General features: G+C 66.6%; 19 protein-coding genes. 13 read left to right on the forward strand and 6 right to left on the reverse strand.

Annotated features, from left to right (window positions below; all coding sequences use genetic code 11):
* Positions 1-88: 88 nt before the first annotated feature.
* The 7 genes from coxB (at position 89) to AC07U4_RS16050 (ending at position 6,633) form a co-directional block, all read left to right on the forward strand.
* Positions 89-997, forward strand: a complete 909-nt coding sequence (coxB, locus tag AC07U4_RS16020) for a cytochrome c oxidase subunit II (RefSeq protein ID WP_495196087.1) — start codon at positions 89-91, stop codon at positions 995-997.
* Positions 994-3,504: a cytochrome c oxidase subunit I gene (gene ctaD / locus AC07U4_RS16025; RefSeq protein ID WP_495196088.1), complete on the forward strand. Its 2,511-nt coding sequence runs from the start codon at positions 994-996 to the stop codon at positions 3,502-3,504. Before coxB ends, ctaD begins: the two co-directional genes overlap by 4 nt.
* Positions 3,501-3,878, forward strand: coding sequence for a hypothetical protein (locus AC07U4_RS16030; RefSeq protein WP_038660042.1), 378 nt, complete (start codon positions 3,501-3,503; stop codon positions 3,876-3,878). Before ctaD ends, AC07U4_RS16030 begins: the two co-directional genes overlap by 4 nt.
* Positions 3,875-4,453 (forward strand): cytochrome c oxidase assembly protein, encoded by a 579-nt coding sequence (locus tag AC07U4_RS16035; RefSeq protein WP_495196089.1) that lies wholly within the window; start codon positions 3,875-3,877, stop codon positions 4,451-4,453. Before AC07U4_RS16030 ends, AC07U4_RS16035 begins: the two co-directional genes overlap by 4 nt.
* On the forward strand, positions 4,450-5,490 hold the full coding sequence (locus tag AC07U4_RS16040) for a c-type cytochrome (protein ID WP_495196090.1): 1,041 nt from the start codon (positions 4,450-4,452) through the stop codon (positions 5,488-5,490). The genes AC07U4_RS16035 and AC07U4_RS16040 overlap by 4 nt, the downstream gene beginning before the upstream one ends.
* Positions 5,491-5,878: 388 nt before the next feature.
* Positions 5,879-6,346 carry a TonB-dependent receptor domain-containing protein gene (locus AC07U4_RS16045; RefSeq protein ID WP_495196091.1) on the forward strand — a complete coding sequence of 156 codons (468 nt, stop codon included), beginning with the start codon at positions 5,879-5,881 and terminating at the stop codon, positions 6,344-6,346.
* Positions 6,262-6,633, forward strand: a complete 372-nt coding sequence (locus tag AC07U4_RS16050) for a hypothetical protein (protein WP_495196192.1) — start codon at positions 6,262-6,264, stop codon at positions 6,631-6,633. Before AC07U4_RS16045 ends, AC07U4_RS16050 begins: the two co-directional genes overlap by 85 nt.
* On the opposite strand, the gene AC07U4_RS16055 is transcribed toward AC07U4_RS16050, so the two are convergent.
* From AC07U4_RS16055 to AC07U4_RS16065, 3 genes are all read right to left on the reverse strand, one after another.
* Entirely contained in the window at positions 6,624-6,881 is a 258-nt protein-coding gene (locus tag AC07U4_RS16055) for a PepSY domain-containing protein (RefSeq protein WP_038665507.1), read from the reverse strand. The two genes, AC07U4_RS16050 and AC07U4_RS16055, sit on opposite strands and share 10 nt — an antisense overlap.
* A gap of 280 nt (positions 6,882-7,161) precedes the next feature.
* On the reverse strand, positions 7,162-8,757 hold the full coding sequence (locus tag AC07U4_RS16060; RefSeq protein ID WP_495196092.1) for a glycoside hydrolase family 43 protein: 1,596 nt from the start codon (positions 8,755-8,757) through the stop codon (positions 7,162-7,164).
* Positions 8,754-9,995, reverse strand: a complete 1,242-nt coding sequence (locus tag AC07U4_RS16065) for an MFS transporter (protein WP_495196093.1) — start codon at positions 9,993-9,995, stop codon at positions 8,754-8,756. Before AC07U4_RS16065 ends, AC07U4_RS16060 begins: the two co-directional genes overlap by 4 nt.
* Positions 9,996-10,035: 40 nt before the next feature.
* Between AC07U4_RS16065 and AC07U4_RS16070 the strand changes: the two genes are divergently transcribed.
* Both AC07U4_RS16070 and AC07U4_RS16075 read left to right on the forward strand, forming a co-directional pair.
* Positions 10,036-10,191, forward strand: coding sequence for a hypothetical protein (locus tag AC07U4_RS16070; protein ID WP_495196094.1), 156 nt, complete (start codon positions 10,036-10,038; stop codon positions 10,189-10,191).
* The gene (locus tag AC07U4_RS16075) at positions 10,188-11,252 is read left to right on the forward strand and encodes a LacI family DNA-binding transcriptional regulator (protein ID WP_495196095.1); all 1,065 of its coding nucleotides are present in this window, start codon (positions 10,188-10,190) and stop codon (positions 11,250-11,252) included. The genes AC07U4_RS16070 and AC07U4_RS16075 overlap by 4 nt, the downstream gene beginning before the upstream one ends.
* Before the next feature lie 4 nt (positions 11,253-11,256).
* Here AC07U4_RS16075 and AC07U4_RS16080 read toward each other — a convergent pair whose 3' ends face one another.
* Complete coding sequence (locus tag AC07U4_RS16080; protein ID WP_495196096.1) at positions 11,257-12,246, reverse strand: glycoside hydrolase family 43 protein; 990 nt, start codon at positions 12,244-12,246, stop codon at positions 11,257-11,259.
* Between the two features lie 58 nt (positions 12,247-12,304).
* The gene (locus tag AC07U4_RS16085; RefSeq protein WP_495196097.1) at positions 12,305-15,334 is read right to left on the reverse strand and encodes a TonB-dependent receptor plug domain-containing protein; all 3,030 of its coding nucleotides are present in this window, start codon (positions 15,332-15,334) and stop codon (positions 12,305-12,307) included.
* A 201-nt stretch (positions 15,335-15,535) separates the two neighbouring features.
* Here AC07U4_RS16085 and AC07U4_RS16090 point away from each other — a divergent pair, with 201 nt between their 5' ends.
* Both AC07U4_RS16090 and AC07U4_RS16095 read left to right on the forward strand, forming a co-directional pair.
* Positions 15,536-16,708 (forward strand): alpha/beta hydrolase, encoded by a 1,173-nt coding sequence (locus tag AC07U4_RS16090; RefSeq protein ID WP_495196098.1) that lies wholly within the window; start codon positions 15,536-15,538, stop codon positions 16,706-16,708.
* A gap of 131 nt (positions 16,709-16,839) precedes the next feature.
* Complete coding sequence (locus AC07U4_RS16095; protein ID WP_495196186.1) at positions 16,840-19,824, forward strand: glycosyl hydrolase family 28-related protein; 2,985 nt, start codon at positions 16,840-16,842, stop codon at positions 19,822-19,824.
* Positions 19,825-20,085: 261 nt separating this feature from the next.
* On the opposite strand, the gene AC07U4_RS16100 is transcribed toward AC07U4_RS16095, so the two are convergent.
* A complete protein-coding gene (locus tag AC07U4_RS16100; RefSeq protein WP_495196099.1) occupies positions 20,086-22,602 on the reverse strand; it encodes an ATP-binding protein in 2,517 nt (838 codons plus the stop codon).
* Positions 22,603-22,745: 143 nt separating this feature from the next.
* On the opposite strand from AC07U4_RS16100, the gene AC07U4_RS16105 reads away from it, so the two are divergent.
* Together AC07U4_RS16105 and AC07U4_RS16110 are read left to right on the forward strand one after the other, a co-directional pair.
* Positions 22,746-23,114 carry a response regulator gene (locus AC07U4_RS16105; RefSeq protein WP_038665254.1) on the forward strand — a complete coding sequence of 123 codons (369 nt, stop codon included), beginning with the start codon at positions 22,746-22,748 and terminating at the stop codon, positions 23,112-23,114.
* Positions 23,115-23,310: 196 nt separating this feature from the next.
* The gene (locus tag AC07U4_RS16110) at positions 23,311-26,442 is read left to right on the forward strand and encodes a hybrid sensor histidine kinase/response regulator (protein WP_495196100.1); all 3,132 of its coding nucleotides are present in this window, start codon (positions 23,311-23,313) and stop codon (positions 26,440-26,442) included.
* Positions 26,443-26,478: the final 36 nt, after the last annotated feature.

Here is a 26,478-nt window from a genome sequence, read left to right on the forward strand (position 1 = left end):
CGAAACGGACCTGCCGCGTTGAGCGCGCATGCGGGGGGTAAAGTCAGGAGTTGCGATCGCTACGGCGATCGCGCTGGCCGGATGCAACATGCATCAATCGACGTTGGCGCCATTCGGTGCCGACGCCGTCGACATACGTCGGCTGTTCCTGCTGATGCTGGTCGGCGCCGTCGTCATCGCGACGGGGCTCGCGCTCCTCATGCGCCATGCGGTGCGTGCGCGGGAAGGCGCGCTGACGCATCAAAAGGGGATGCGCGTCGTCCTCTGGCTCGGCGGGGTGATCCCGACCGTCGTGCTGCTCGGCCTGCTGGTCTATTCGCTGCCTTATATGAAGCCACGCCCGGTCGGCCCCGCCGACATGCGGATCGCGGTCGAGGGCGAGCAATTCTGGTGGCGCGTCACCTATCGTCCGCCCGGCGGCGGCGCTGTGGAGACCGCGAACGAGGTGCGCATCCCCTTCGGCCGCACCGTCGCCTTCCGCCTGACCGCCGCCGACGTCGTCCACAGCTTCTGGATTCCGGGGCTCGGTGGCAAGATGGACATGATCCCCGGCCGCACCAACACGCTCGTCGTCCGCGCCGACAAGGCGGGGCGCTATCGCGGCCAGTGCGCCGAATTCTGCGGGCTCAGCCACGCGCTGATGGCGCTCGACGTCGTCGCGATGGAGCCCGCGGCGTTCGACGCCTGGCTCGCCGCGCAGCGCCGCCCGGCAACCCCGGCGGCGGCCGATCCCGGCGCGCGGCTGTTCGCCGCCAACGGCTGCGCCGCGTGCCACGTCGTCGGCAGCGGCAGCGCGCGCGGTATCGGCCCCGACCTCTCGCATTTCGGAGCACGCGAGACGCTCGCCGCGGGCATCCTGCCGATGACGACCGCCAATGTCGCGCGCTTCATCCGCCATCCCGAAGCCACCAAGCCCGGCGTGCGCATGCCCGCCTTCCCGCAACTCTCGCACGGTGAGGCCATCGCCATCGCCCGCTATCTCCAGGGCCTGAAATGAGCCTCCACGCGCAAGACGATCCGCAGCTCCGCGCGGCCCAGGAAGAGCGGCTGCGTGCGGTGTGGAAGCCGCCCTCGGGCTGGTTCTTCCGCTGGACCGACGTCAACAACAACCGCATCGGCGTCTGGTACACGCTGACCGCTTTCGGCTTCATGCTGTTCGCCGGCGTGCTCGCGCTCGTCATGCGCACGCAGCTTGCGGTGCCGGACAATGATCTCGTCTCGGCGAACACGTTCAATCAGCTGTTCACGCTGCACGGCTCGATGATGATGTTCCTGTTCGCCGTGCCGATGTTCGAGGCGGTGTCGATCATCCTGCTGCCGCAGTTGCTCGGCGCGCGCGACCTGCCCTTCCCGCGCCTGTCGGCGTTCGGCTATTGGAGCTTCCTGCTCGGCGGCGTCTTCGTCGGCGGATCGATCTTCTTCAACGCCGCGCCGGACGGCGGCTGGTTCATGTACCCGCCGCTGACCACGCGGACCGATCTCAGCGGGCTCGGCGCCGACATCTGGATGCTCGGCCTCAGCTTCATCGAGGTATCGTCGGTCGCCGCCGCGGTCGAGCTGATCGTCGGCGTGCTCAAATGCCGCCCGCCGGGCATGCGCCTCAACCTGATGCCGCTCTACGCCTGGTATATCCTCGTCGTCGCGGTGATGATCCTGTTCGCCTTCCCCCCGCTGATCGCGGGCGACCTGCTGTTCGAGATGGAGCGGCTGCTCGGCTGGCCGTTCTTCGACGCGGCCAAGGGCGGCGATCCGTTGCTGTGGCAACACCTGTTCTGGATTTTCGGCCATCCGGAAGTCTATATCGTCTTCCTGCCGTCGATCGCCCTGTTCGCGATGATGATCCCCACCTTCGCGCAGCGTCACCTGCTCGGCTATCCGTGGATCGTGCTCGCGGCGGTCGGCACCGCCTTCCTGTCGTTCGGCCTGTGGGTCCACCATATGTTCGCGACCGGCCTGCCCAAGATCAGCCTCGCCTTCTTCTCCGCCGCCTCCGAAGCGGTGGCGATCCCCACCGGCGTGCAGATCTTCGCCTTCATCGCGACGCTCTGGGCGGGCAAGGTCAAATGGTCGGTGCCCTTGCTCTATGCGAGCGGCAGCCTCGCGGTGTTCGTGATCGGTGGACTGACCGGCGTGATGGTCGCGATCGCACCGTTCGACTGGCAGGCGCACGACACCTATTTCATCGTCGCGCACCTTCATTACGTGCTGATCGGCGGCACGCTGCTGCCGTTGTTCGGCGGTCTCTATTATTACTGGCCGCTCATCACCGGCAAGAAACTGTCCAACCGGCTCGGCCGCATCGCCTTCTGGATCATGTTCGTCGGCGTGAACCTGTCCTTCTTCCCGATGCATCTGTCGGGGCTGGAGGGGATGCCGCGGCGCGTCTTCACCTATCCCGCCGACCTCAACATCGGCTGGCTCAACCTCGCCTCGACCGCGGGCGCCTATCTGTTCGCCACCGGCGTGCTGGTGCTGGTCGTCGACCTCGCGCTGTCGCCGACGCGGCAGAAGGCGCCGCGCAACCCGTGGAACGCGGGCACGCTCGAATGGCTCGCGCATCCCGACGACGAGGATTGGGGCATCCGCTCGGTGCCGCTGATCGAGAGCCGCTATCCGATCTGGGACCAGAAGGATTTCGTCGCCAAGGTCGACGAGGGCCGCTTCTTCCTGCCCGACGCGGAGGAAGGCCGGCGCGAGACGATCATCACCTCGGTGCTCGACGCCAAGCCGGTCTCGGTGATCCGCCTCGGCACGCCGAGCGTCAAGCCGATGATGACCGCGGTCGCGCTCGGTGCGGTGTTCATCCTGACCACCTATCACCTCTATCTGCTGTCGGCGCTGAGCGGCGTCGTCACGCTCGCCTGCGTCTTGTGGTGGCTGTGGGACACCGCCGAAATCCCCGAGAAGCCCGAAAAGCCGATCGGCCACGGCATCGTCTTGCCGCTGTATATCTCCGGGCCCGCCGCGCCGGGCTGGTGGGCGATGTTCATCACGATGATGGCCGACGCCACCGCCTTTTCCGGCCTCGTCTTCGGCTATTATTTCTACTGGACGATCCACCCCGATTTCGGCGCCGGCTTCGACGGGCCAGGGGTCTATTGGCCGATCGTCACGCTGCTGCTGTCGCTGGCGAGCTGGGCGGCGACCGTCGCCGCACGCGGCATCCACGCACGCGGCGCGGTGCTGCCGGCACGGGCGTTGCTCGTCGCCGGGGCGATGGCGGCGATCGCCAGCCTGGCCACCGGCCTGCGCTGCCTCGACGGGCTCGATCCGAAGGCGAACGTCTATCCGGCGATCGTCTGGGTGCTGGTGATCTGGACGCTCGTCCACGCCGCGATCGGCGCGATCATGCAGCTCTATACGCTTGCGCGCAGCCTCGCCGGACGGATGACGCCGACGCACGACGCTGATCTGCGCAACATTACCGTCTACCAGCATTTCTTCGCGCTCACCGCGCTGGTCGCCTATCTGACGATCGGCCTGTTCCCGGAGGCGGGGCTGTGAGGCGCTGGCTGCGGCGCGCGCGCCGGCTCAACGTCACGCTGTGGACGCTGATCGTGCCGCCGACGACCTGGGCGGTGCATTTCCTCTTCTCCTACCTCTGGGCGGCGGTGTCCTGCGCCAAGCTCGGGATGTGGGCGCGTTTCCCGACGGCCTTCGCGATCGGCACGCTGGTGGCGCTGCTGGTGATCGCCGCGGCAGGCGTGATCGCATGGCAACAGGCGCGCACCCCCGGCGCGCCCGCACCGCATGACGAGGGTACCGACAGCGACCGCCTGCGCTTCCTCGCATATTCGACGCTGCTGCTGTCGGCGCTGAGCTTCGTCGCAGTGGTATTCACCGCGATGCCGGTCATCGTGCTGAGCGACTGCCGGTGAGGCGCGCCAGCCTCGCCGCCGGCCTCGCGCTGCTGCCGCTCGGCTGGGTGCTGAGCAGCCAGGGCATGACGGGCCATATGGCGGCGCATATGATCGCCGTGGCGATCGCCGCGCCGCTCGTCGCTATCGGCGTCCAGCTTGGCCGCTGGGACCCGGCGACGCGCTGGCCGCGGCTCGCCGCGCCGCTGCCCGCCGCGCTGGTCGAGGCGGTGATCGTCTGGGGCTGGCACGTCCCCGCGCTGCGCCGCCTTGCCGATCACCAGCCGGCGTGGCTGATCCTCGAACAGGCGAGCTTCCTCGCCGCCGGACTGCTGCTCTGGTCGGCGGTGCTCGCGCCCCGCCATCGCGCCGCCGGCGTCGGCGCGCTGCTCGTCACCTCGATGCACATGACGCTGCTCGGTGCGCTGATCGGCCTCGCGCCCCGCCCCCTCTACACCCACCACGGCGCCGATGCGCTGATCGACCAGCAGATCGCCGGCGTCGTCATGCTGCTCGTCGGCGGCGTCGCCTATCTGCTCGGCGGGCTGGCGATGCTCGGCCGGCTGCTCCAGACCCGCAACGAGGCCATCGCATGACGATCCGCATCACCTGGGCGCGCGCGGTCGCGACGCTGGTCGGCCTCGCCGTCGCCGGGCTGCTCTTCGCCTGGTCGGGCGTGTTCAACATCGCCGCATCGAGCGGCCACTGGCCGATCACCGACTGGTTCCTGCACTGGACGATGCGCAATTCGGTGCGCACCCATGCCGCCTTCACCAGCCCCGACGATCCCGCCGACCGCAGCGGCCTCGTCAGCGCCGCCAGCCATTTCGCCAATGCCTGTGCGGTCTGTCACGGCGCCCCCGGCATCAAGCCCGCCCCGGTCATGCAGGCGGCGACCCCGCCCGCCCCCGACCTCGCCGTCAATGCGAAGCAATGGACCGACAAGCAGCTCTTCTGGATCCTCCAGCACGGCGTCAAATATACCGGCATGCCCGCCTGGGCGGTGCAGGACCGGCAGGACGAGGTGCGCCGCATGGTCGCGTTCGTCCGCCGCCTGCCCGGCATGACGCCGGCACAATATGACGCTCTCGTCGCCGAGGCGAACCCCGGCGCCGATCTCGCGACCTGCACCGGTTGCCACGGCACCGACGGCCGCGGCCGCGGCGCACCCGACATTCCGGTGCTCGGCGGACAGGACCCCGCCTATCTGCTCGCCGCACTGCAAGGCTATGCCGATGGCAGCCGTTCCAGCGCGGTGATGCAGCAGGTCGCGATGCGGATGCCGCCCGAGGCGATGCGCGATGCCGCGCGCCGCTTCGCCGCGATGCCCGGTCTCGGCGCAGCGCCCGCGGGCGACGCCGCCGCCGCGCGGATCGTGACGCAGGGACTGCCCCGGCTCCAGCTTCCCGCCTGCGCGAGCTGCCACGCGCCCGGCAAACCCTATCCCGTGCTCGCCGGCCAGCGCCCCGCCTATCTCGCGCAGCGCCTGCGCCACTGGCGCGGCGACGAGACGGTGGTGGACGCGCGCAAGAGCCATGCGACGATGCCGGTCATCGCCCGCCGCATCCCGGAGGAAATGATCGACCCGCTCGCCCGCTATCTCGCCGGAGACGCGGTCGGTCGCGGCAGATGAAGCGAGGCGCGCCGTCGAAGAATTGCAACACAACAGCCGAGGCCCAACCCGCTAGTGCCTCCCGTCTGACATTACCGCTTGAACCTATACGCCAGACCCTGTCCGGGCGCGGCGAGGGTAAGCCATCCTCCAGCGGAGCGACATCGATATCCCGACGATCGAGGTCGTAAGACGAAGCTATATCGCCCGCGTAACGCAACTTGCCTTCCTAGGCCGGCGATCGAGGCGCGATCCTCGCTGGCAGGAGGCGCGAGCGTCGATCCCGCGATGCTCCACGCCGCGATGCGATCACCCAACTCTAAGCTAGCCAAACAGGGGCGATGATGCCGGGGGCGGAGTAGACCTAGATGCAGCCATTCAAAGCCCTTTGAGCGCTTTTCAGAAGCGTGTGCAGCACCGCATTCCGCCCGGCGCCGCGTGGCAGCTCCCAGTCGGCACCGAGGTTCGTACCGACCGGATCGACGGTCTCGGTTTCTACCACAATGCGGGCGGCCGTCGCATCAGCACCACCAGCCTCGCCGACGTGCGCGAGACCAAACGGGCAGGCTATGCCGAGCTGCGCTGGCAACCGGTCGAGCGGCTGACGCTGACCGGCGGTGGCCGGATCGATCATTATCGCTTCCGCGCCTTGGCGCTGGCCGGCGCGGCGACGAGCGGTGCCACGAGCGACTCGATCGTCACGCCCAAGACCGGTGCAGCATTTACGCTCGCACGGGACGTCGCCCCTACGCCAATTACGGCCAAGGCTTCCACTCGAACGACTCGCGTGGGGTGCTCGCCGGAACCGATGCGGTGCCGGGGCTGGTGCGCGGCACGGGCTACGAGATCGGGCCCCGAATCGAGCGACGTCCGGTGATGTTCACGCTCGATCGCTGGTGGTCGCGCTCGGAGGGCGAACTCGTCTACTCGGGCGACGACGACACGGTCGAACCCTCGGGCGCGAGCCGCCAACGCGGATGGGAGACGACGCTATTCGTGCGCCCGATCCGCTGGCGGTCGGTCGACCCGCGTTCAGATCGTCGCGCCTGGACAAAGCGACCAAACCCGGCGCCCGTGTGGTGGACGCCGAAGAAAGGACAGCGGCGCGTAGTGCCGATCGCTGCCGCCATGCCCCAGACTTGCGCAATCACCGATCAGTTGTGATCTCGCTCCATCTTCGTGATCGCACCCGAGCGCGGATCGACGTGGAATTCATAACGCACATTGGCCTTGCGTGCTTCGCCTTCCCAATGGCCGTCGTCGGCTTCCAACTTGGTGACCTGATAGCCGCGCTTCGCGAGGATGGTCTTGACCTTCGCGTCGCTGATCCAGCCTTTGCCGGGCGTGTCGGCGAAAGCGGGTGAACCAAGGCTTGCGGCCGCAACGACAGCCACGAGTAACGTCTTGATCATGATCAACTCCTTTGCTGCGAGCTAAGCGCGCGGCTGGGCTGCGCGTTCCGTTTACCGATGCTCCGACGGCAACAGCGTGAGGAACGATCTTTACTGAGGTCGATCCCGGCGCATTCCGCCTTGGAGCAGTCCAGCCCCCTCGAGGCGCCGCTTTGACGGGCGCATTCAGCCCAGGGCGCAGCATGCTCGGCTTCCGGCTCGTCGCGCCGGAGGTTCTCGCACCCGCTGCACCACCCGGCTAACGGCAGGAGGCCCGTACAGCCGGCGCCGGACCTGACCGCTAGCCGACCTCCTCCACATAGTCGAAACGGGCGAAATCGGCGTGGCGGCCGGTGCCGGCCATGTCCTGGCAGGCCATGCCGACGAAGGCGCCCGTGAAGTTGGGAAGTCCGGGCAGCGTCGCCTCATCCGACAGCAGGCTGGCGTCGAACGACGCAGGCATCCATCGCCAGTCGGCGTCCTGCCCCGTCCGGAAGGCGAAACGCAGGCGCTCGTAATCCACCTGCGCGCGCAGCTCGACCGGCCCCGCATCGAGCAGGATCGGATCGCCGAGCAGGCTCTGCCCCTCGCCTTCCGGCGTCACCGAAAGCACCTGGATCTGGCGCTCGCCGGCGTCACCGGCGGTGACGTGGAGGAAGAAATATTTGGTGCTGTTGTAATAGCAGACCAGACCGGCCGCCTGCTGGAAATGCGCCGGATCGAAGTCGAGCAGCGTCCGGGCGTCATAGCGGAACGCCGTCTGCCGGCGCGCGACCAACGCCTGTTCGAAATGGCTGCCGATCGTCTCGCGACCGAAGAGCCTGAGATGCCCCGGTCGATCGGTCAGGCTGAACAGGCGTTCGGGGTGCGGCGTACGAAGCCACTGGAAGGCGGGCGGCAGCGTCGGTCGGTCGAACCGGTCCAGCGCGCGGACCGGCTCGGCGCGGCCGTGGTCCGCACCGTGACCCGCACAGGGGTCGGCCCGGCGCAGCCAGCCGTCCTCGCCCCACGCCATCCGCTGGATCGCCGTTTCGCGGCCGAGCACGCAGCGGTCGCTGGCGGGAAGCGGCCGGCCGCAGAGATAGACCATCCAGGTCGCGCCGTCCGGCCCCTCGACGAGATCGCCGTGGCCGGTCCGTTGCAGCGGCGCATCGGGCCGGTTGCGCGCGGTGAGGACCGGGCCGTCGGGATGCGGTTCATAGGGCCCGGTCAGCGACCGCGACCGCGCCATGACGACGGCATGCCCACGTTCGGTCCCGCCCTCGGCGACGAGCAGATGATACCAGCCATCGCGCTTGTAGAGATGGGGGCCTTCGGTGAAGCCCAGCGAGGTGCCTTCGAAGATGCGCCGGCGCTCGCCGAGCAACCGGCCGGTGGACAGATCGATCTCCTGCACGACGATTCCGGCGAACCTGCGCCGGTTGGGCCGATGGTCCCACAGCATGTTGAGCAGCCAGCTTCGCCCGTCGTCGTCATGGAACAAGGCGGGGTCGAACCCGCTGCTGTTGAGGTGGACCGGGTCGGACCAGTCGCCGTCGATCCGGTCGCTCCACACCCAGTAATTGTGGAAATCGCGCAGCGACGCGCCTCTTGCGCCGTCCACCGTGGTCCGGCCGTAGCGTTTCACGTCGGTGAAGAGCAGATGGAAACGACCATCCTTGTAGCTGAGATCGGGCGCCCAGACTCCACAGGAATCCGGATTGCCCCGCATGTCGAGCTGGGATGGCCGCGTCAGCGGCCGCCCGACCAGCCGCCAGGTCGCCAGGTCGCGGCTGTGATGGATGCGGACGCCGGGAAACCATTCGAAGGTCGACGTGGCGACGTAGAAATCGTCCCCGACCCGCGTGATCGACGGGTCCGGGTTGAAGCCGGGCAGGATGGGATTGGAAGGGGTCATACGGCTTTCCGTATCAGGGTCCAGAGCAGCGCCGCGCCCACCAGATCAAGCAGGCCGAGCACGATGAAGAAGGGCTGATAGCCGATCTGGTCGACCATCGAGCCGAGCGAAAGCGTGAAGATCAGCACGCCCAGATTGGCGGCGGTGCCCGAGACGCCGGTGGCGGTCGCCACCTGATCGTGCGGGAAGAGGTCGGAGCATAAGGTGATCACCGTGACCGACAGCGTCTGATGCGCGAAGCCGCCGAGGCACAGCAGCGCGATCGCCGCCGCCGGGCTGGTCACCGTGCCGACGAACATCATGCCGGTCATCAGCACCGCGCCGAGCGTGAAGGCGCCGCGCCGGGCGTCGATCAGGCCGACGCCGCGGCGCTGGAGGAAGGCGACCACCGCCGGGCCGAACAGGCAGCCGAGATCGGCGGCGAGGAACGGCAGCCACGCGAACAACGCGATCTGGCCGAGATCGAAATGCCGGGCCTGCACCAGATAGAGCGGCATCCAGAGCGACAGCATGCCCCAGACCGGATCGGCGAGGAATCGCGCCGCCGCGATCGTCCAGAGATTGCGCTTGCGCAGCAATTCGCCGAGCGGCGGGCGGCGGCGATGCTTCACCAGCGCGGCCTCCTGCCCCGCCACGATCAGCGTCCGTTCGCCATCGGACAGCCGCCGGTGGCGCTGCGGCGGGGCATACCAGGCCAGCCATGCGACGACCCATGCGAGCCCGAGCCCCCCCGCGACGAAGAAGGCGGCACGCCAGCTATGGTTGAACACCGCCCAGGCGACGAGCGGCGGCGCGAATACGGCACCGAAGGAAGCGCCGATCTGGTAGATCCCGCCGGCGACCCCGCGCTCGCGCGCCGGGAACCACTCCGCCACCAGCTTCATCCCCGCCGGTTGCGCCGATCCCTCGACCAGGCCGAGCGCACCGCGCAGGCCGGCGAAGCCCATCCAGCCGTTGGCGAAGCCATGGCCGAGCGTGATGCACGACCAGATCGCGACGAACAGCGTGAAGCCGATCTTCAGTCCGATCACATCGAGCAGGTATCCGGCGAGCGGCTGGAACATGATGCCGAACTGGAAGGCGCCGGTGATCCAGGAATATTGCGCGGAGGAGATATGCTGCTCCGCCATGATCGCGGGCGCGGCGACCCCGAGGATGCTGCGCGTCAGATAATTGATGATCATCGCAACCACGAACAGCGCGATGATCGTCCAGCGTATATATGGAAAACGCCTCACGTCGCCGCTCCTCGATAACGTTACCATGCAGGGTTAGGTGTTGACGGTACGGGATGGCAAGCGTTCCGATCGCGGCTTGCGTACCGAAGCGGCGCAGGACGGCACGACCCCATTGACCTGCACGCCCGGCACGATGCACGTCGATGCCGAACAGCCGGGCGTCCACGCGCCCGATGATAGGACGCTAGACAGTTGACCCGTTCCAGAGGCCGCTCGCGTGGCGTCACGATCATCGACGTCGCGAAACATGCCGGCGTGTCGCCGATGACGGTGTCGCGCGTCATCAACGGCGACCCGGGGGTGCGCGACGAAGTGCGTGCCCGCGTCGGCGAGATCATCAGCGCGTTGAACTATACGCCCAATCTGACCGCCCGCAGCCTGGTGACGTCGCGCGAGATCCGGATCGGCGTGATCTATTCCAATCCCAGCGCGGCGTTCATGAGCGACCTGCTCGCCGGCGTCTTCGAGGAAGCGTCGGCCCGCGCCGCCCAATTGATCCTGCTGAAGGGAGAGAATGGCAAGCCGCCGAGCCGCGAGGCGATCCAGGGGCTGATCGATTCGCGGGTAGCGGGCATGATCCTCGCGCCGCCCCTCGGCGAATCCGAGGTGGTCGGTCAGATCCTGCGCGCCGCGAAGCTGCCGGTCGCGGTGGTGGGCGGGACGGCGTGCGGCGCGATCTGCGTCGGCATCGACAATCGCCGTGCCGCCTATGACATGACGCGGCACCTGATCGCGCTGGGACACCGGCGCCTCGGCTTCATCCTCGGCAATCCCGACCAGTCCGCCAGCGCGGAACGGCTCGCCGGCTTCAAGGCGGCCGTCGACGAGGAAGGCGACCTCGACGTCCAGATCGTCCAGGGCGACTATAGCTATGCCTCGGGACTCGTCGCCGGCGAGACCCTGCTCGCCGGCGCGCATCCGCCTACGGCGATCTTCGCGAGCAACGACGATATGGCCGCGGCCGTCGTCTCGGTGGCGCATCGCCGTCATCTCGACGTTCCCGCCGATCTCACCGTGACCGGTTTCGACGACAGCACCGCCGCCACCACGCTCTGGCCGCCGCTCACCACCATCCGCCAACCGGTGCGCGCGCTCGCTGCGGCGGCGCTGCAATTGCTGATCCAGGACATTCGTGCCGGCCCGGTGGCGGACGACGATGCGCGCGCAACCGTCCTCGACCACCAGTTGATCGAACGCGAGTCCACGGCGACGCCGCGGTCGAACCCCCTGCCCCATCCGGTCCGGACCATGCCGTAGGCGATCACCGCGTCGGGGCGGTGACGCCGGCATCGGTCTGCACGACGGGGATCATCGTGCCGTCCGCTTTGTAGCGCAGCGGCTCGACGGTCACCGCCCGCCGTCCGATCGCCCCGTTCAGGTCGCCGATCGTCAGCGCTGCATTATGCAGGAACAGATACCAAGCGCCTTTGAACCGGGCGATGCCGGGATGGATCGTGAAACTGTACTTTCCCGATCCGGTGAGTTCGCCGCGATACGTCCACGGCCCCTTCAGCGACGGTGCGGTCGAATAGGACACGCGCTCGTCACGATGCGTCGCGCGATCCAGCGAGGCATAGGTCAGATAGTAAAGCCCGCCGCGCTTGTGCAGCCACGGCCCCTCTTCGAAATGCGGGGGCGTGATCTCGACGATCGGCCCGTCGATCTCCACCATATTGGGCTTCAGCCGGGCGATGTAGCATTGCCGGTTGCCCCATGCGATCCAGGTCGTGCCGTCGTCGTCGGTCAACACGGTGGGATCGATATCCTCCCAGCTGTGCGTGCCCTTCGGCGTCATGCCATTGGTGATGAGCGCCGCCCCCTTGGCATCGACGAATGGCCCCGTCGGGCGATCGGATACCGCGACCGCGATCGCCTTTCCGGGATGCGTGTCGTCATGCTCGACCGCGGCATAGAACCAGTATCTGCCGTTCTTGAAGATCGTCTGCGACGCCCAGGCGTCCTTCTTGGCCCATGTGAAGTCGGACACCTTCATGATCGGCCCGTGGCGGGTCCAATGCCGCATGTCCGTCGTGGAATAGACCAGCCATTCCTTCATGTTGAACATCTCGTCGCGCTGCGCCTCGTCATGCCCGACGTAGAGGTACAGCCGGTCGCCGACCACCAGAGGCGCCGGATCGGCGGTGAACGTGTCGCGGATGATCGGATTGGCGCCGGGCCGGACGTCGGGCGCCGCGCTCGCGACGGCGGAGGTCAGCAGCAGCATTGCGGTCAGGCGGGAAGCGCGCACCATGGAATATCCAAAAAAGTGGTCCGGAAGCGCTGCTCCCGGACCACAGAGGGGGGACGGTTCAGAACTTGAAACGGACGCCGGCGCGGTAGACGCGGCCGAGCACGTCGTAGAGCGCGGGATTGACGAAATACGGCGAGCGCGCCGGATCGCGGTTGAACACGTTGTCGACCTTGAAATAGGCGGTCATCGCCGAGGTGAGATTGTAGGTCCCGCCGACGTCCATGTAGAAGGCACCGGGGATGAAATTGGTGTCGATCGTCGGACGGTTGTTGGTCGAGACCGGGCAGCCGGTCGTGCACTCGACATATTGATGGCCGAGCACGCCGTCGCTGAACCAGCGCTCCTGCACCAGCAGCGAGAAATCGTCGGTGGCATAGGTCTGCACCGCGAGCCACTTCCAGTCGGGCGTGTTGCCGATGTTGGCGCCGGCGCTGTCGACCGGGATCGTACCGGGCAGGCCGGTATCGGTGACGAAGCTGCGGATGTTCGTCGCCAGCGCCCGCAACGTCAGGCTGCCGGGCAGTCCCAGCGGCCGCTGCCAGCGATAGCTCGCCTCGATGTCGAAGCCGTCGGTCTCGATCGATGCGAGATTGAAGGCCTGGACGTTAATGAAGTTCGGCCCCGCATTGTTGTTCAGGTTGAAGGCGCCACAGGTTTCCGGCGCGATGTTCTGGAAGCACAGGTTGACGATGTCCGCCGCGCCCAGGCTGGATATGACGTCGGTGATCTTGATCTTGTAGTAATCGACCGACAGGCTGAGCCCCGGCAGCGCCTTCGAGCCCGAGAAGGCGATCCCCAAGGTGGTGTTGCGGGCGATCTCCGGCGTCAGGTTGCGGTTGCCGATCGTGTTCTGGATCGCCAGCACGTTGACGTTGCGGAAGGGATCGAAAAAGCCCGGCAGCGTGGTCGTCACCGGCGCGGCGAACAATTCGGACAGATTGGGCGCGCGCACGTCGCGCGAGGTGACGCCGCGCACCCGCAGGCCGTCCAGCGGCAGGTCCCAGGTGCCGCCGATCTTCCACGCCCATACCGTTCCGGAGGTGCTGTAGTCGGTGACGCGCACCGCGCCGTTGACGTTGGCGCGCCCGGCCAGATCGGAGTTGATCAGCGGCAAATCGGCCTCGACGAAGGCTTCCTTGACGCTGTAGGCGCCGTTGCCGTTCTTGTAATTGCCCGCATACCAGTTGTTGCCGCCCGCGAGCAGCGTCGGATCGGCGGGATAGGCCGCATCGGCGGGCGTGTTGGCGAAGCCGGCGCCATAAGGATCGGCACGCACGGTGTAGAATTCATGCCGGAATTCGCCGCCGAACGCGACCGAGACCGGCCCCGCCCACGACGAGAAGGGCGATCCCGAGAAGTTGAGGCTGATGACGTCCTGCGTCTGCCGCGTCCGCTGCCGCGGCCCGTTCTCGGGCATGATGTACGACAGCGCCGCCTGGGACGGATTGCCGCCGAAGATGTTGAGCGGCTGACAGCCGTTGGCGCGCGCCACCGCATTGGCGCAGACGATCGCGCCGTTCAGCGTCGTCGCGTTGATCGCCCGGTTGAAGCGGTTGGACAGCAGGATGTTGTTGACGTCGATGTTCGAATAATTGGTGCCATGTTCGTAATAGATGTCGTAGCTCCACTCCGAGCCGGCGACGGGCTGGCGGCCTTTCGCGCCGGCGACGAACCGGTATTGCCGGCGGTCGGTGAACACCTGCGTGCTGCCGAGCGCCGCGTTGCTGGTGCCATATTGGAAATTGGTGATCCCGGCGGTGGCACAGGCGGCCTGCACCAGCGCGGGCACGAACGGATTGGCGCACTGGATGGTGAGATTGGGGCGATTCTGCCCGCCCACCGGCTGGTTGCTGGTCTTCACCTGACCGATGTTGGCGGTGGCGTAGATCTCGCCGTTGGGCGCGAAGTCGAAGCCGATCCGGCCGTAGCTGTTGACCCGCTGGATCTTCGACTGGAGCGTCCGCCCCGCATCGACGTTGCCGGACAGATCGCCGCCCAGACAGAAGCCGGGATAACAGCCGTTGACGTTGCCGGCCGCGTCGCGCGCCGGAACGCCGTTCGAGCCGTAGTTGAACTGGAACGGATTGCCGCCCTGATCGAAGGCGATACCCTGTAACGGCCCCGCCGTGATCAGCCCGTATTTGGTGTAATTGTACGGCTGGGCGAAGTCGCGGAACAGATATTGCGGCGAACCGTCATTGACGACGTTGCGGTTGATGAGCGTCGACTGGCGGAACCAGTCACGCCCGCCCGCCAGGCCGATGCCGAAGTCGCCGCCGCCGACGCCCTCCTCATGCGCATATTCGGTGCTGGCGATCAGGTGCAACCGATCGTTCAGCGCGCTGGTGCCGGCCGCGAGCTGGACGAGCACCTGCTCGTCGTCGCCATAGGTGGTGATGCCGCCCTGGACGTTGCCGCGGATGCCCTTGAACCGGGTGTCGGTGATGAAATTGACCACCCCGCCGACCGCATCCGAACCGTAGGAGGCGGACGCTCCGCCGTTGACGACGTCGACGCGCTTGATGAGCAGTTGCGGGAACAGGCTGATGTCGGGAACGCCGGTCACGTTCGCGCCGACCACGCGCTGGCCGTCGAGCAACGTCAGTGTGCGGATCGCGCCGACGCCGCGCAGCGAGAAGGAGCTGAGCCCCTGCTGCCCGCTCGAGGTGCTGAACGTGCCGACCGACGTGCCGGTCGAGCCTTGCAGCGAGGGCAATTGCGCGATCGTGGTGAAGACGTTGGGCTGTGCGTTCGCGGCGATCGCGGCCGAATCGATGATCGTGGTGGGCGTCGGCGCGGTGAAGCCGCCGGTGGTGATGCGCGATCCGGTGATCACGATATCCTCGGCCGGCGCATCCTGGCCGGCGACTGCCGCCTGCGGGTCCGCCTGGGTGATCGTGCCCCCCGCCGCATCCACCGACTGACCGCCGGCGTCCGTCTGGACCGGCGTGGCGCGCTGGACGTCGACCGGGGCCGGCGTCTGCTGCGCCGCTGCCGGCGTGCAGACGAGCCCGATGGCGATGGCGGCGACGCTCGCCGAGCCGATCCCTCTCATTCGCGAACGCGATCCGCCAGCACGGTTCAACATGGCCTCTCCCTTCCTGTCCAGATGAATCTGGTAACGTTACCATCACGTGTCGTGGGATTTGGGGCGGCTGTCAATACTCCCACATTACAAATGATTGCCCGGCCCGATGACGATCGGATGGAGGGTCGGCAGGCGACGCATAGGTCATTGACAACAAGGCGATATTAGATGCGGATATGCTTCTTTGAGGGAGGATGTCTGGTGAAGATCGCTCTTGCTGCGATGCTGGCCGCGGCCATGATCGCTCCTACAGCTCTGGCGCAAACCGCCGTGCCCGCGGTGGTCGAGGATTTCAGGCCCTCGACGCTGAACCAGCCCGGGCAAAGCTATCCCCAGGTCAATTCGCAGGGCTTCGTCCGCTTCAAGATCACTGCGCCCGAAGCGAAGAGCGTCAAGGTCAGCCTCGGCCTTGGCGGGCGCGGCGGCACGGTGCTCGCCAAGGCGGCGGACGGATCGTGGACGGGCACGTCGGAAGGCCCGCTCGACCCGGGGTTCCATTATTACCACCTGACCGTCGATGGCGGGACGTTCAACGATCCGGGCACGCTCAACTTCTACGGATCGACGCGCTGGGAGAGCGGCATCGAGATACCGGCCGACGATGCCGATTTCTACGCCCTGAAGGCCGTCCCGCACGGCCACGTCGAACAGATCCTGTTCCCGTCGCCGAGCACGCAGACGCAGCGTCGCGCGTTCGTCTACACGCCGCCCGGCTACGACGCCGGCAAGCCGACGCGCTATCCGGTGCTCTACCTCCAGCATGGCTGGGGCGAGGACGAGACCGCCTGGTCCAATCAGGGGCACGCCAATCTGATCATGGACAATCTGATCGCGTCCGGCCGAACGCGGCCCTTCATCATCGTCATGACCTACGGCATGACCAACGACATCCGGCCGGGCAGTCCCGGCGGGCTTGCGCGCTTCGACATCAAGCCGTTCCAGACCGTGCTGGTCAACGAGCTGATCCCTTATGTCGATACGCACTTCCGCACCCTCGCCGACCAGCGCCACCGTGCCATGGCCGGGCTGTCGATGGGCGGTTTCGAGACCAAGCTGATCGCGCCGAAGAACCTCGACACCTTCGCCTATATCGGTCTGCTGAGCGGCGGAACCATGTCGCTGGACGACGTCGACAAGACGCCGGGATATCGGGAGCGCGTCAAGCTGACCTTCGTCAGCTTCGGCAGCCGCGAGCTGGACGGGGGGGGCACCGGTCCGCCCGGCGGCCCGCGCGTCGATCCGCGCGCGAATGCCGATGCGCTGAAGAAGGCCGGCATCAACAGCGTGTTCTACGTCTCGCCCGGTACCGGTCACGAATTCCTGTCGTGGCGACGGAGCCTGCGCGAGATGGCGCCCCTGCTGTTCAAGGACTGAAGCCGAACGCGGCCGTGCGAAAATACCAATGAATCTACGACCTTACGACGGATTGCGCGCCCCTGCCGCGCGGCATAACCCCGTCCGCGAACGGATCGGTCCCGGGAGAGCATGAGTTGAAAGCCTTCGTGATGCTGGGCGTCGCCCTGGCGAGCATCGCCGGTCCCGCATATGGGGCGTCCTCGTCGGTGTACGTCACCCGTCCGGACGAGCCACGGGCGATCACGGTGAAAGGCGTCGGCGATGGCGTCGCCGACGATGCCGCGGCGATCCAGCAGGCGATCGATGCCGCGGCGAGGACCGGCGGGGCCAAGGGCGGCATCGTCTTCCTGCCGTCGGGACGCTATCGGGTCGGCCGCACCATCCTGATCCGTTCCGCGGTGCGGGTGTTCGGCATCGGCAGGACGCGCCCGGTGATCGTGCTCGGCGACAACACGCCGGGCTTTGCGGACGGTATCGCCGCGGTGGTGAGCTTCACCGGCGACGATCAATACCGGTCGGGCAAGCCACCGATCCCGCCGCCCACCACCCGCCCGTTCGACCCCGCCGTGTTCGACGCGACCCAGACGACCTTCTATTCCGCCCTCTCGAACGTCGACTTCGCGCTCGGCCAAGGCAATGCCGGCGCCGTCGCCATCCGCTTCCGCGTGGCGCAACATGCCTTCGTGCGGCACGCCGACTTCCAGCTCGGATCCGGCCTTGCCGGCATCTACCAGGCCGGCAACGAATGCGAGGACCTGCGCTTCTTCGGCGGTCGCTACGGCATCATCAGTGAAAAGACGTCGCCCGCCTGGCCGTTCACGCTCATCGATTCCGAATTCGAGGGGCAGCGCGACGCCGCGATCCGCGAGCACGAGCTGGGCCTGACGCTGGTCAATGTCGCGATCCGCAACACGCCGGTCGGCATCGAGATCGATCGCGGCTATTCGGATTCCCTGTGGGGCAAGGACGTCCGCTTCGAGAACGTGTCGCGCGCCGCCGTGCTGATCTCCGAAGAGAAAAGCGTCTTCACCCAGATCGGCTTCGACCATGCGATCGGCATCAACACGCCGACGTTCGCGCTGTTTCGCGACAGCGGCAGGACGCTGGCAGGCCAGGGCAGCCGCTGGCTGGTCAAGGACTTCTCCTACGGGCTGAAATTACCCGGCCTCGGTGCCGTCGGCGACTATGCGACCGACCTCAGCATGAGCCCGCTGCCCCGGGTGCCGACGCGGCGCGCGCCGGCGATCCGCGCGCTGCCGCCGGTGCGCGAATGGGCCAACGTGCGCGACGCCGGCGCGCGGGGCGACGACAGCACCGACGATACCGCCGCGCTCCAGCGCGCGATCACCGCGCATCGCGTCGTCTACCTGCCGATCGGCCGCTACCGGATCACCAATACGCTGAAGCTGCGGCCGGACAGCGTGGTCATCGCGCTGCATCCCGATCTGACCCAGATCACGCTGGCGAACCGGACGGAAGGCTATGCGGGTACGGGCGCCGCCAAGGCGATGGTGGAGAGCGCCCGCGGCGGCAATGCGATCGTCTCGGGGCTCGGCCTGTGGGCGGGGGCGATCAACCCGCGTGCGACGGCGCTGATCTGGAAGGCCGGCGAGGCATCGCTGGTCAACGACGTCCGCATCCACGGCCCGGTGGTCCTGGCGGGCGGCAAGCCGACCGGCGTCAACGAACCCGGCGCACGGATGGATTCGCAACATGCCAGCATCTGGGTGACCGATGGCGGCGGTGGCACCTTCGCCGCGATCTGGACCCCCAACGGCCTCGCGTCGAGCGGCTTCATGGTGTCCGACACCAAGACGCCGGGCTATGTCTACGAGCTGTCGGCGGAGCATCACCTCAAGAACGAAATCGTGCTGCGCAACGTCGAGAACTGGCAGTTCCTGGGGCCGCAGACCGAGCAGGAGGTCACCGACGGGGTCAATGCGGTGTCGACCGAGTTCCACCATTCGCGCAACATCCTGTTCGCCAATTACCACAGCTATCGGGTGACGCGGTCGGCGAAGCCGATGGACACGGCGGTGCGGCTGTTCGATTCGGGCGATATCCGGTTCCGCAACGTCCACGTCAACGCGGACAACAGCTTCGCACATTGCGACGCAAAGGGTTGCGGCACGTTCTCGCGCGCCAGCAAATATCCGTTCGAGAATGCGATCAAGGATTACACGCGCCGGCAGGAGGTGCGCGAGCGCGAGTTCGCCAGATTAGACGTCCCCGCCACCGCGGCAGCCGCGGCCACTGAGTCCGGCGTCGTGGTGACGCCGGGCATCCGGAAACTGGCGGACGGCTTCTATTCGATCGCCGGCGGCGCGGTCGATGCCAGCGGCAAGCTCTACTTCATCGACCGCTTTCAACACCGCATCCATGGCTGGTCGCAGGAGGAGGGATTGTCGCTGCTGACGGATACGCCGCTCGACCCGGTGAATCTGGCGGTCGCCCGCTCCGGCGACCTGATGGTGCTCTCGTCGGCGGGAACGGACGCCAGCGTGTACAGCATCGATCCCGCGCATCCCGAGCAGGTCCGCACGATCCCCGCCACCCCGGCGCGCAGAAACGGCGACGCGGCGACGCTGTTGCCGGTCAACGTCTATGCCAATGGCGAGTTCGCCGATCGGCTCGATCCCAAGACCTACGCCTTCCCGCCCCTGTCCGCATTTTTCGTGGACAAGATGGCCGAGGCCAAGCCGCAGGAATATGTCTCGCCCGACGGGTCGCTGGTGCTGCCGGCGTTTCGCGTTTGGAACCAGAGCACGGCGGACACTCTCGGCTGGCGCTGGTCGGACTCGCTCGACGCTTATGGATTGGTGGCCGCGAAACAGGGTGAGCGCGTGGTCCTGACGAATGCATCGGAAAACCGGACGTACAGCGGACTGGTCGGCATCGGCGGACAATTGACCGACCTGAAGGTGGTAGCAGACCGTGGCGGCGAGAGCGTCGCGCGGGATGACGCCGGGACCCTCTACGTCGCCAACGGGCAGGTGTTCGTTTACGGCAAGGACGGAAAGCTCGAGCGCCGGATCGACACCCCCGAGCGGCCATTGCAGCTATTGATCGGGGGGAAGGACAAACGCACGCTGTTCATCCTGACCCATCACGCGCTCTACGCCATGCCGCTTTGATGGCGACGGCCTGATCGATCGATGCGTCTGGGATGCCCGCCGACCTCCGCTTTGTTGGCGACCTATTTGCAGACATTTGAAGCCGCTGGGCCGCATGCGGGTTGGCAACCTTCAGCCGGGAACGGGAGAGCGGCCACGGCTTCAGCGCCAGCCCGATCTGTAAGGGAATGGCAGTCCACCTAAGCCACCCGCAAAGAATTGGTACTACCTTCGACGTCTGGTTCTACACATCCACCAATCAACAGCTATTGATGCGATCGCCTAAGCCGCGTCTCGCAGCGTCTGCAGCAAGGTATGGATCACGGCCTTCTCACTACCCGCTGCCGCCGTCTCCAATTGCTCCTCGAGTTCTGCCGCACGTACGCCGAGGTCCTTTTGCCCGAACATCGCAGCGGAGCCCGCCAGTTTGTGGAGCAGTCCGGCAAGCTGCTTGACCCCCTCGTCATCCACCTGATCGCCGTCGTCGAGCCGCTTGGCGAAGGCGAGCAGTTCCGCCTTGCGCTCGTCGAAGCGCGCTTGCAGCGCCGGACTGATCTTGAACGTCGGCGTGACGAGGACCTTGGCGGGCACGGAGCGCGTCCATTTCTGGACGGCGCGGGTAAGGATCGCCAGATCGAGCGGCTTGGCGAGATGGTCCTGCATCCCGGCGTCGAGGCATGTGGCAACGTCGTCGGCATAGGCATTTGCGGTCAGCGCCACGATCGGCAGGCGATCGGCGGTGATCCCTGCGGACCGTATCGCCCTGGCGGCGTCCAGCCCGTCCATGACGGGCATCTGCACATCCATCAGCAGCAGGTCGAAGCGCGCATCGGCGGCGGTCGCCGCCTGCACGGCGCGCAGACCGTTGTCGACGATGACGCAGTCGTGGCCGAGCCGCGACAGCATCGCCTTCATCAGGACCTGATTGACGTCGTGATCCTCGGCGAGAAGGATGCGGAGCGGGCGCTGCTCGGTCGTCCGGGCGGCGATCGGCATCGCTTCCCGCTCGTCGGATTGCGCCGGCAGCAGCGGCAGGCGAAGCGTGAACGTCGTGCCGATCCCCTCGTCGCTGGTCAGTTCCAGGCTGCCGCTCATCAACGCCGCGAGCTGCTTGCTGATCGCCAGGCCGAGACCGGTCCCGCCGAACCGCTTCGCCGTGGAATGTTCGGCTTGGGTGAACTGGTCGAATACCGCAGCCTGCCGATGCGCGGGAATGCCGATGCCGGTATCCTCCACGGCGACCTCGAACATCGGCCGCCCCTGTCCCTCGACACCGTATGCGCGCAGGCACACGCTGCCTGCCGGCGTGAATTTCACCGCGTTCGCCAGCAGGTTCAGCGTGACCTGGCGCAACCGCAGGCCATCGAGCAGCACGCAGACCGGCAGCGCCTCGTCGATCTCGACATCGAGCTGAAGACCTTTCTGGGAGGCGGCGGGCTGCACGAGCTTGATGCAGTTGCGCAGGGCATGGCGCAGATCGATTGGCTCGGGTGAGATTTGCATCTGCCCCGCCTCGATCTTGGAGAGATCGAGAATGTCGTTGAGCAGCCGCATCATCGCCTTGGCGGAGTCGACGATCAACTGCGCCTGATGGCGTTGCTCCGTCGATATCTCGCTGTTGAGCAACAGGTCGGCGAAGCCGAGAACACCGTTCATCGGCGTTCGTATCTCGTGACTCATATTGGCGAGGAAGCTCGACTTGGCGCGGACGGCGGCTTCCGCATGCTCGCGCGCCGCCTCCAGCTCGGCTTCGAGGCGCTTGCGTTCGGTGACGTCGCGCAACGACGTGATGATCTCGCGTGGTTCGCCGGTTGCGGGATCGCGGACGAGGCCAGAATGCGCCTCTATCCATAGCTCGTAGGCGGGCGTATCGATCCGCTTCGCGCGATAGGCACGCACGCCGCGATCGACGGTGCCGGTGACGAGCGCGCTATGGAACGACTGCATTTCCGCGCGATCGTCGGGATGAACCGAGGCGCCGAGCCGCTGCCCGACCAGCAGGCTGGCCTTGATCCCGAACAGCTGCTCGACCGATGGCGACGCGTAGATGCAGCGGCCTTTGAGGTCGACGCGCAGCACGGCATCGGTGGCGTTCTGCGCGAGGAGCGACAATTCCGACTCGGCCATCTGGCGACGCAGGATGTCTGCCTCGAGCCGCTCGTTTACGATGCGCAAGGCGTTAAGCCGCCTCCAGCGGTCGTGGTAGACGAGCACGGCGAGCAGCACGATGAGCAAGCCGCTGACGATCAGTCCCGCCTGGATCGGCGCGCGGAAATTCTCGGCATGCTTCAGCCGGATGGCGAGCAGGCGCCGCTCTTCCGCGCTGATGCGCTTGATCAGGTCGATCAGGGCGGCGGTCGCCACATGGCTCTCGGGGCTCGCCATGATCCTGGCCGCGTCGCTCGCCTTGCCCTGCCGGGTCAAGGCGATGGTCTCGCCGATGTCCTTCAGCCTGGTGTTGGCGATCTTGGCGAACGCCTCGACCCGCGCATGCTGATCGGGATTGTCGTTCGTCGATCGGCGAAGCGTCGCCAATTGCCGCGGTACCTTGCGCGAGATTTCGGCGAGCGTGTCGCCGGCCTGCGCGTCGCCGAGGACGAGGGCACGCCGGTACACCTCCGCCCGCAGCAGGTCGACGCGGACGTCGGACAGATGCTCCTTGACGACATAAGTGTGGCGAACCCAGGCGTCGGCCTTCTGCTTCTCGTGGACCAGCCAGAGCCCGGAACCCGCGCAGCAGATCAGCAGGACGAGCGCGACGACGAGCGCGACCTGCGACCTTACCCTCTCCGTGTACATTTCCGCGCCTCCCGTGAGACGTCGTCTCTATGGCGGGATTGGTTAAGGCCTTGTTGAACCATTGCTTCTTAATGATGGACGCGCGGGTTCAGGGTGGCGCGTCGCTTTGAACCCCCAATGTCGAAACCTGGAGCGAGACACGAATGGCCCGGATCATCATCGCCGACGACGACGAGATCGTCGGTGAAATCGCCCGCGATGCGCTCATCTCGGCCGGCCACGGCGCCGGGCTCGTCCTCGATGGTGGCGAAGCGCTCAAGATCATCAAAGCGAGAAAGCCCGATTTGGTGATCCTCGATTGCAACATGCCAGGGCTGGCGGGCGTCTTGCTGGTGCAGGAGCTGCGCAAGAGCGCTGCTTTTGCCGATCTGCCCGTCATGATGCTCACCGGGCGTCAGGGCCAGCGCGACGAGGAGCTCGCGCGCTTCGCAGGCGCCAATGATTATATGAAGAAGCCGTTTGACCCCGACGAACTGGTGTTCCGGGTCGAGCAGCTTCTTGCCAAGGCGTAGAACCCGGGCTCGGATTCTCCATGTCGGAAATGACGAACGTGGCGCCACGCGGGCACGACGGGTCTCATCGCGGTTCGCCACGTCACGACGTGTCTTTCATGCCCGCTAAGCTTCGGGACCATATGGCGTTTGCCGTGACACGGACGGTTTCGTGCCATCCATTGACACAAATCGCGCACATGCGCAGGGCCGGATCATGACTTCGCGCCTCTCCTGCAACGTATCGCTGACGCCCGAGCTGAAGAGCTTCATTTCGAGCAGTTTGGCCACGGGCGATTATGCCAACGTCAGCGAAGTCGTCAGGGCGGGGCTTCGCGCCCTGCGCGATGGCCAGGGGCCGATCGCTCGACCTGCGATACAGGGTTGGCCGGTGGCTGGGGGTGAGTGCGGGACGCTGATCCGCAATCGCGATTGGAGCCGTACCACGCTTGGCGCGACCGAAGGTTGGCCGCACGAGATGCGCGCGACCATCTCCAACCTCGTCAATTCGCCGATCGCAAAGGTGCTGATGTGGGGACCAGACCACATCATGTTCTACAACGATGCCTATCGGGAGATCGCCGGTGATCGTCATCCGCTCGCGCTCGGTACGCCGGTGGCGGAGGCCTTCCCCGAGGTTTGGGACTGGAATGGCCCGGTGCTGGCCGCCGTCCTCAAGGGCGAAACGCAGTCCTATCTCGATCAGCCGATCGTCTTCGAGCGTCCCGATGGCCCACAGACACTGATGCTCGGCCTGTTCTACACCCCCGTGTACGATGCCGATGGCACGCCCGGCGGGGTGCTCTGCACGATCATCGACAACAGTGTGCGCGTCGCCACCGAGCGCAAGCTGGCGGCAAGCGAGGCCGAACTGCGCCGCATCGCGGACGCGGTGCCGATGTTGGTATCCTACGTCGATCGCGAGCACGTCTACCGCTTCGCCAATGCCGACTATGAGGCCTGGTTCGGCATCGCTCCCGAAGCGATGATCGGCAAGCACGTCCGGGCGGTGATCGGCGAGGAGGCGTATCGCTCGCGCGCGGCAGACCTCGATCGGTCTCTGGCGGGCCATGCGGTGATCGCCGAAACGGTGCTTCATCACCGCGACCTCGGACCACGCCAGACCGAGATCCGCTACGTGCCCCACGTTGGCGACAACGATACGACGGTCGGCGTCTACATCCTCGGTATCGACGTCAGTGACCGCGCCGAGCGCGAGCTGGAGATCAAGGCCAGCAACAGCCGGTTCCGCACCGCCATGGAAGCGGTTCACGGCGTGCTGTGGACGAACAGCGCCGACGGTCGCATGATCGGCGAACAGCCCGGCTGGAGCGCGCTGACCGGGCAGAGTCCGGATCAATATCAGGGCTTCGGCTGGGCATCGGCCGTCCACCCGGACGACTCGGCAGCGACGGTCATCGCCTGGAACCAGGCGGTGACGACCCGCAGCATGTTTGTGCACGAGCATCGGGTGTGCCGCTACGATGGCGAATGGCGGACCTTCGCCATTCGGGCATTGCCCATTCTCGATGGTGCCGGCGAGATCAGGGAGTGGGTGGGAGTCCACACCGACATCTCGCACCAGCGCGCGGCGGAGGCGAGCCTGCGGGAGCATGCGGAGAGTCTGGCACGCCAGGTCCGGCATCGCGAGCGCGCCGAGGATCAGCTCCGGCAACTCAACGAAACGCTCGAAAGCCGCGTCATCGATGAGATCGCGGAACGCCGCCAGGCAGAGGTGAAGCTCGCCCAGGCGCAGAAGATGGAGACTGTCGGCAAGCTGACAGGCGGCGTCGCGCACGACTTCAACAATTTGCTCCAGGTCGTCGGCGGCAATCTCCAGCTGCTCATGCGGGACGTGGCCGGCAACGAGCGTGCCGAAAAGCGCGTCGCAAACGCGATGGCCGGCGTTGCGCGCGGCGCGAAGCTCGCGGCCCAACTGCTCGCCTTCGGCCGCCGTCAGGCACTCGAGCCCAAGGTCGTCAACGTCACCCGCTTCGTGCAGGGGATGGACGACATGCTGCGTCGCGCGATCGGTGAGGCGATCGAGGTGGAGACCGTCTTCTCCGGCGGGCTGTGGAACACCTTCATCGACCCCGCGCAGATCGAGAACGCGCTGCTCAACCTTGCGATCAACGCACGCGATGCGATGGAAGGCCGCGGCAAGCTGACCATCGAATTGGCCAATGCTCATCTCGACGACGCCTATGCGCGCTCCCACGACGAAGTGACGCCGGGCCAATATGTCATGCTGGCGGTCAGCGACACGGGTTCGGGCATGTCGCCCGAGATCATCGCCAAGGTGTTCGAGCCGTTCTTCTCGACGAAGGCCGAGGGCAAGGGGTCGGGCCTCGGCCTCTCCATGGTCTATGGCTTCGTCAAGCAGTCGGGCGGCCACGTGAAGATCTACTCGGAAGTCGGCGAGGGCACCACGATCCGGCTCTATCTGCCGCGGGCGACCGAGGTCGAAGACGTCGAGGTCGTCAGCGATGCAGGACCGATTACGGGCGGCACGGAAACGGTATTGGTGGTGGAGGACGACGAAGAGGTTCGCGCCACTGTCGTCGAGATGCTGACCGATCTCGGCTACCGGGTCCTCAAGGCACCGGAAGCGACGAGCGCGCTCGCGGTCATCGAGAGCGGGGTTCCGATCGACATGCTCTTCACCGACGTGGTCATGCCGGGGCCGCTGAAGAGCCCGGAACTCGCCCGCAAGGCGCGCCAGCGCCTGCCTGAGCTCGCCGTGCTGTTCACCAGTGGATATACCGAGAATTCGATCGTGCACGGCGGCAAACTCGACAAGGGTGTCGAACTGCTGTCCAAGCCATATACCCGCGATGCGTTGGCTCGGAAGTTCCGCCATGTGCTGGCCAATCAGCGCCAGCGGGGGCAGGCATCGATCCCGACGGCTGCCGTCCCCGAGCTCGTCACCGCCTGCTCGGCACCGATCGCCTCGACGCCGACGCTACGTCGGACGGCGCTGCTGGTCGAAGACGACGACCTGATCCGCGGGAACACCGGCGAGATGCTGGAGCAGGCCGGCTTCGTCGTGGTAGAAGCCGCCAGCGCCGAGGAGGCGTTGATGGCGCTGCAGACCGCCCCCGTCGACGTGCTCGTGACCGACCTCAATCTCCCGGGAGCGTCCGGGCGTGAGCTCGCCGAAAAGGCCCGCGCATTGCGCCCCGACGCTACCGTCGTGTTCGCAACCGGTGATCCCGGAGCGGTTGCCAGCGAGATCGACTGTGTCGTTCTGGCCAAGCCCTACAACGCCGAAGCGTTGATCGCGGCCATCGCCACCCGCCCCAGCGCTGAGCCTGCCGCGAGCGCCCTCACGGACATGGCCGCTCGTTGATGTGTCTGATGCTCGAGGGTTGATTTCATTGCCCTC

Source organism: Sphingomonas sp. GW821-FHT02B09, assembly GCF_059421875.1.

Bases quoted from the DNA above. Each gene is read 5' to 3' on its own strand.
- coxB (WP_495196087.1), top strand. From the start codon at position 89: ATGCATCAATCGACGTTGGCGCCATTCGGTGCCGACGCCGTCGACATA.
- ctaD (WP_495196088.1), top strand. From the start codon at position 994: ATGAGCCTCCACGCGCAAGACGATCCGCAGCTCCGCGCGGCCCAGGAA.
- AC07U4_RS16040 (WP_495196090.1), top strand. From the start codon at position 4,450: ATGACGATCCGCATCACCTGGGCGCGCGCGGTCGCGACGCTGGTCGGC.
- AC07U4_RS16055 (WP_038665507.1), bottom strand. From the start codon at position 6,881: ATGATCAAGACGTTACTCGTGGCTGTCGTTGCGGCCGCAAGCCTTGGT.
- AC07U4_RS16060 (WP_495196092.1), bottom strand. From the start codon at position 8,757: ATGACCCCTTCCAATCCCATCCTGCCCGGCTTCAACCCGGACCCGTCG.
- AC07U4_RS16080 (WP_495196096.1), bottom strand. From the start codon at position 12,246: ATGGTGCGCGCTTCCCGCCTGACCGCAATGCTGCTGCTGACCTCCGCC.
- AC07U4_RS16085 (WP_495196097.1), bottom strand. From the start codon at position 15,334: ATGTTGAACCGTGCTGGCGGATCGCGTTCGCGAATGAGAGGGATCGGC.
- AC07U4_RS16095 (WP_495196186.1), top strand. From the start codon at position 16,840: ATGCTGGGCGTCGCCCTGGCGAGCATCGCCGGTCCCGCATATGGGGCG.
- AC07U4_RS16100 (WP_495196099.1), bottom strand. From the start codon at position 22,602: ATGTACACGGAGAGGGTAAGGTCGCAGGTCGCGCTCGTCGTCGCGCTC.
- AC07U4_RS16105 (WP_038665254.1), top strand. From the start codon at position 22,746: ATGGCCCGGATCATCATCGCCGACGACGACGAGATCGTCGGTGAAATC.
- AC07U4_RS16110 (WP_495196100.1), top strand. From the start codon at position 23,311: ATGACTTCGCGCCTCTCCTGCAACGTATCGCTGACGCCCGAGCTGAAG.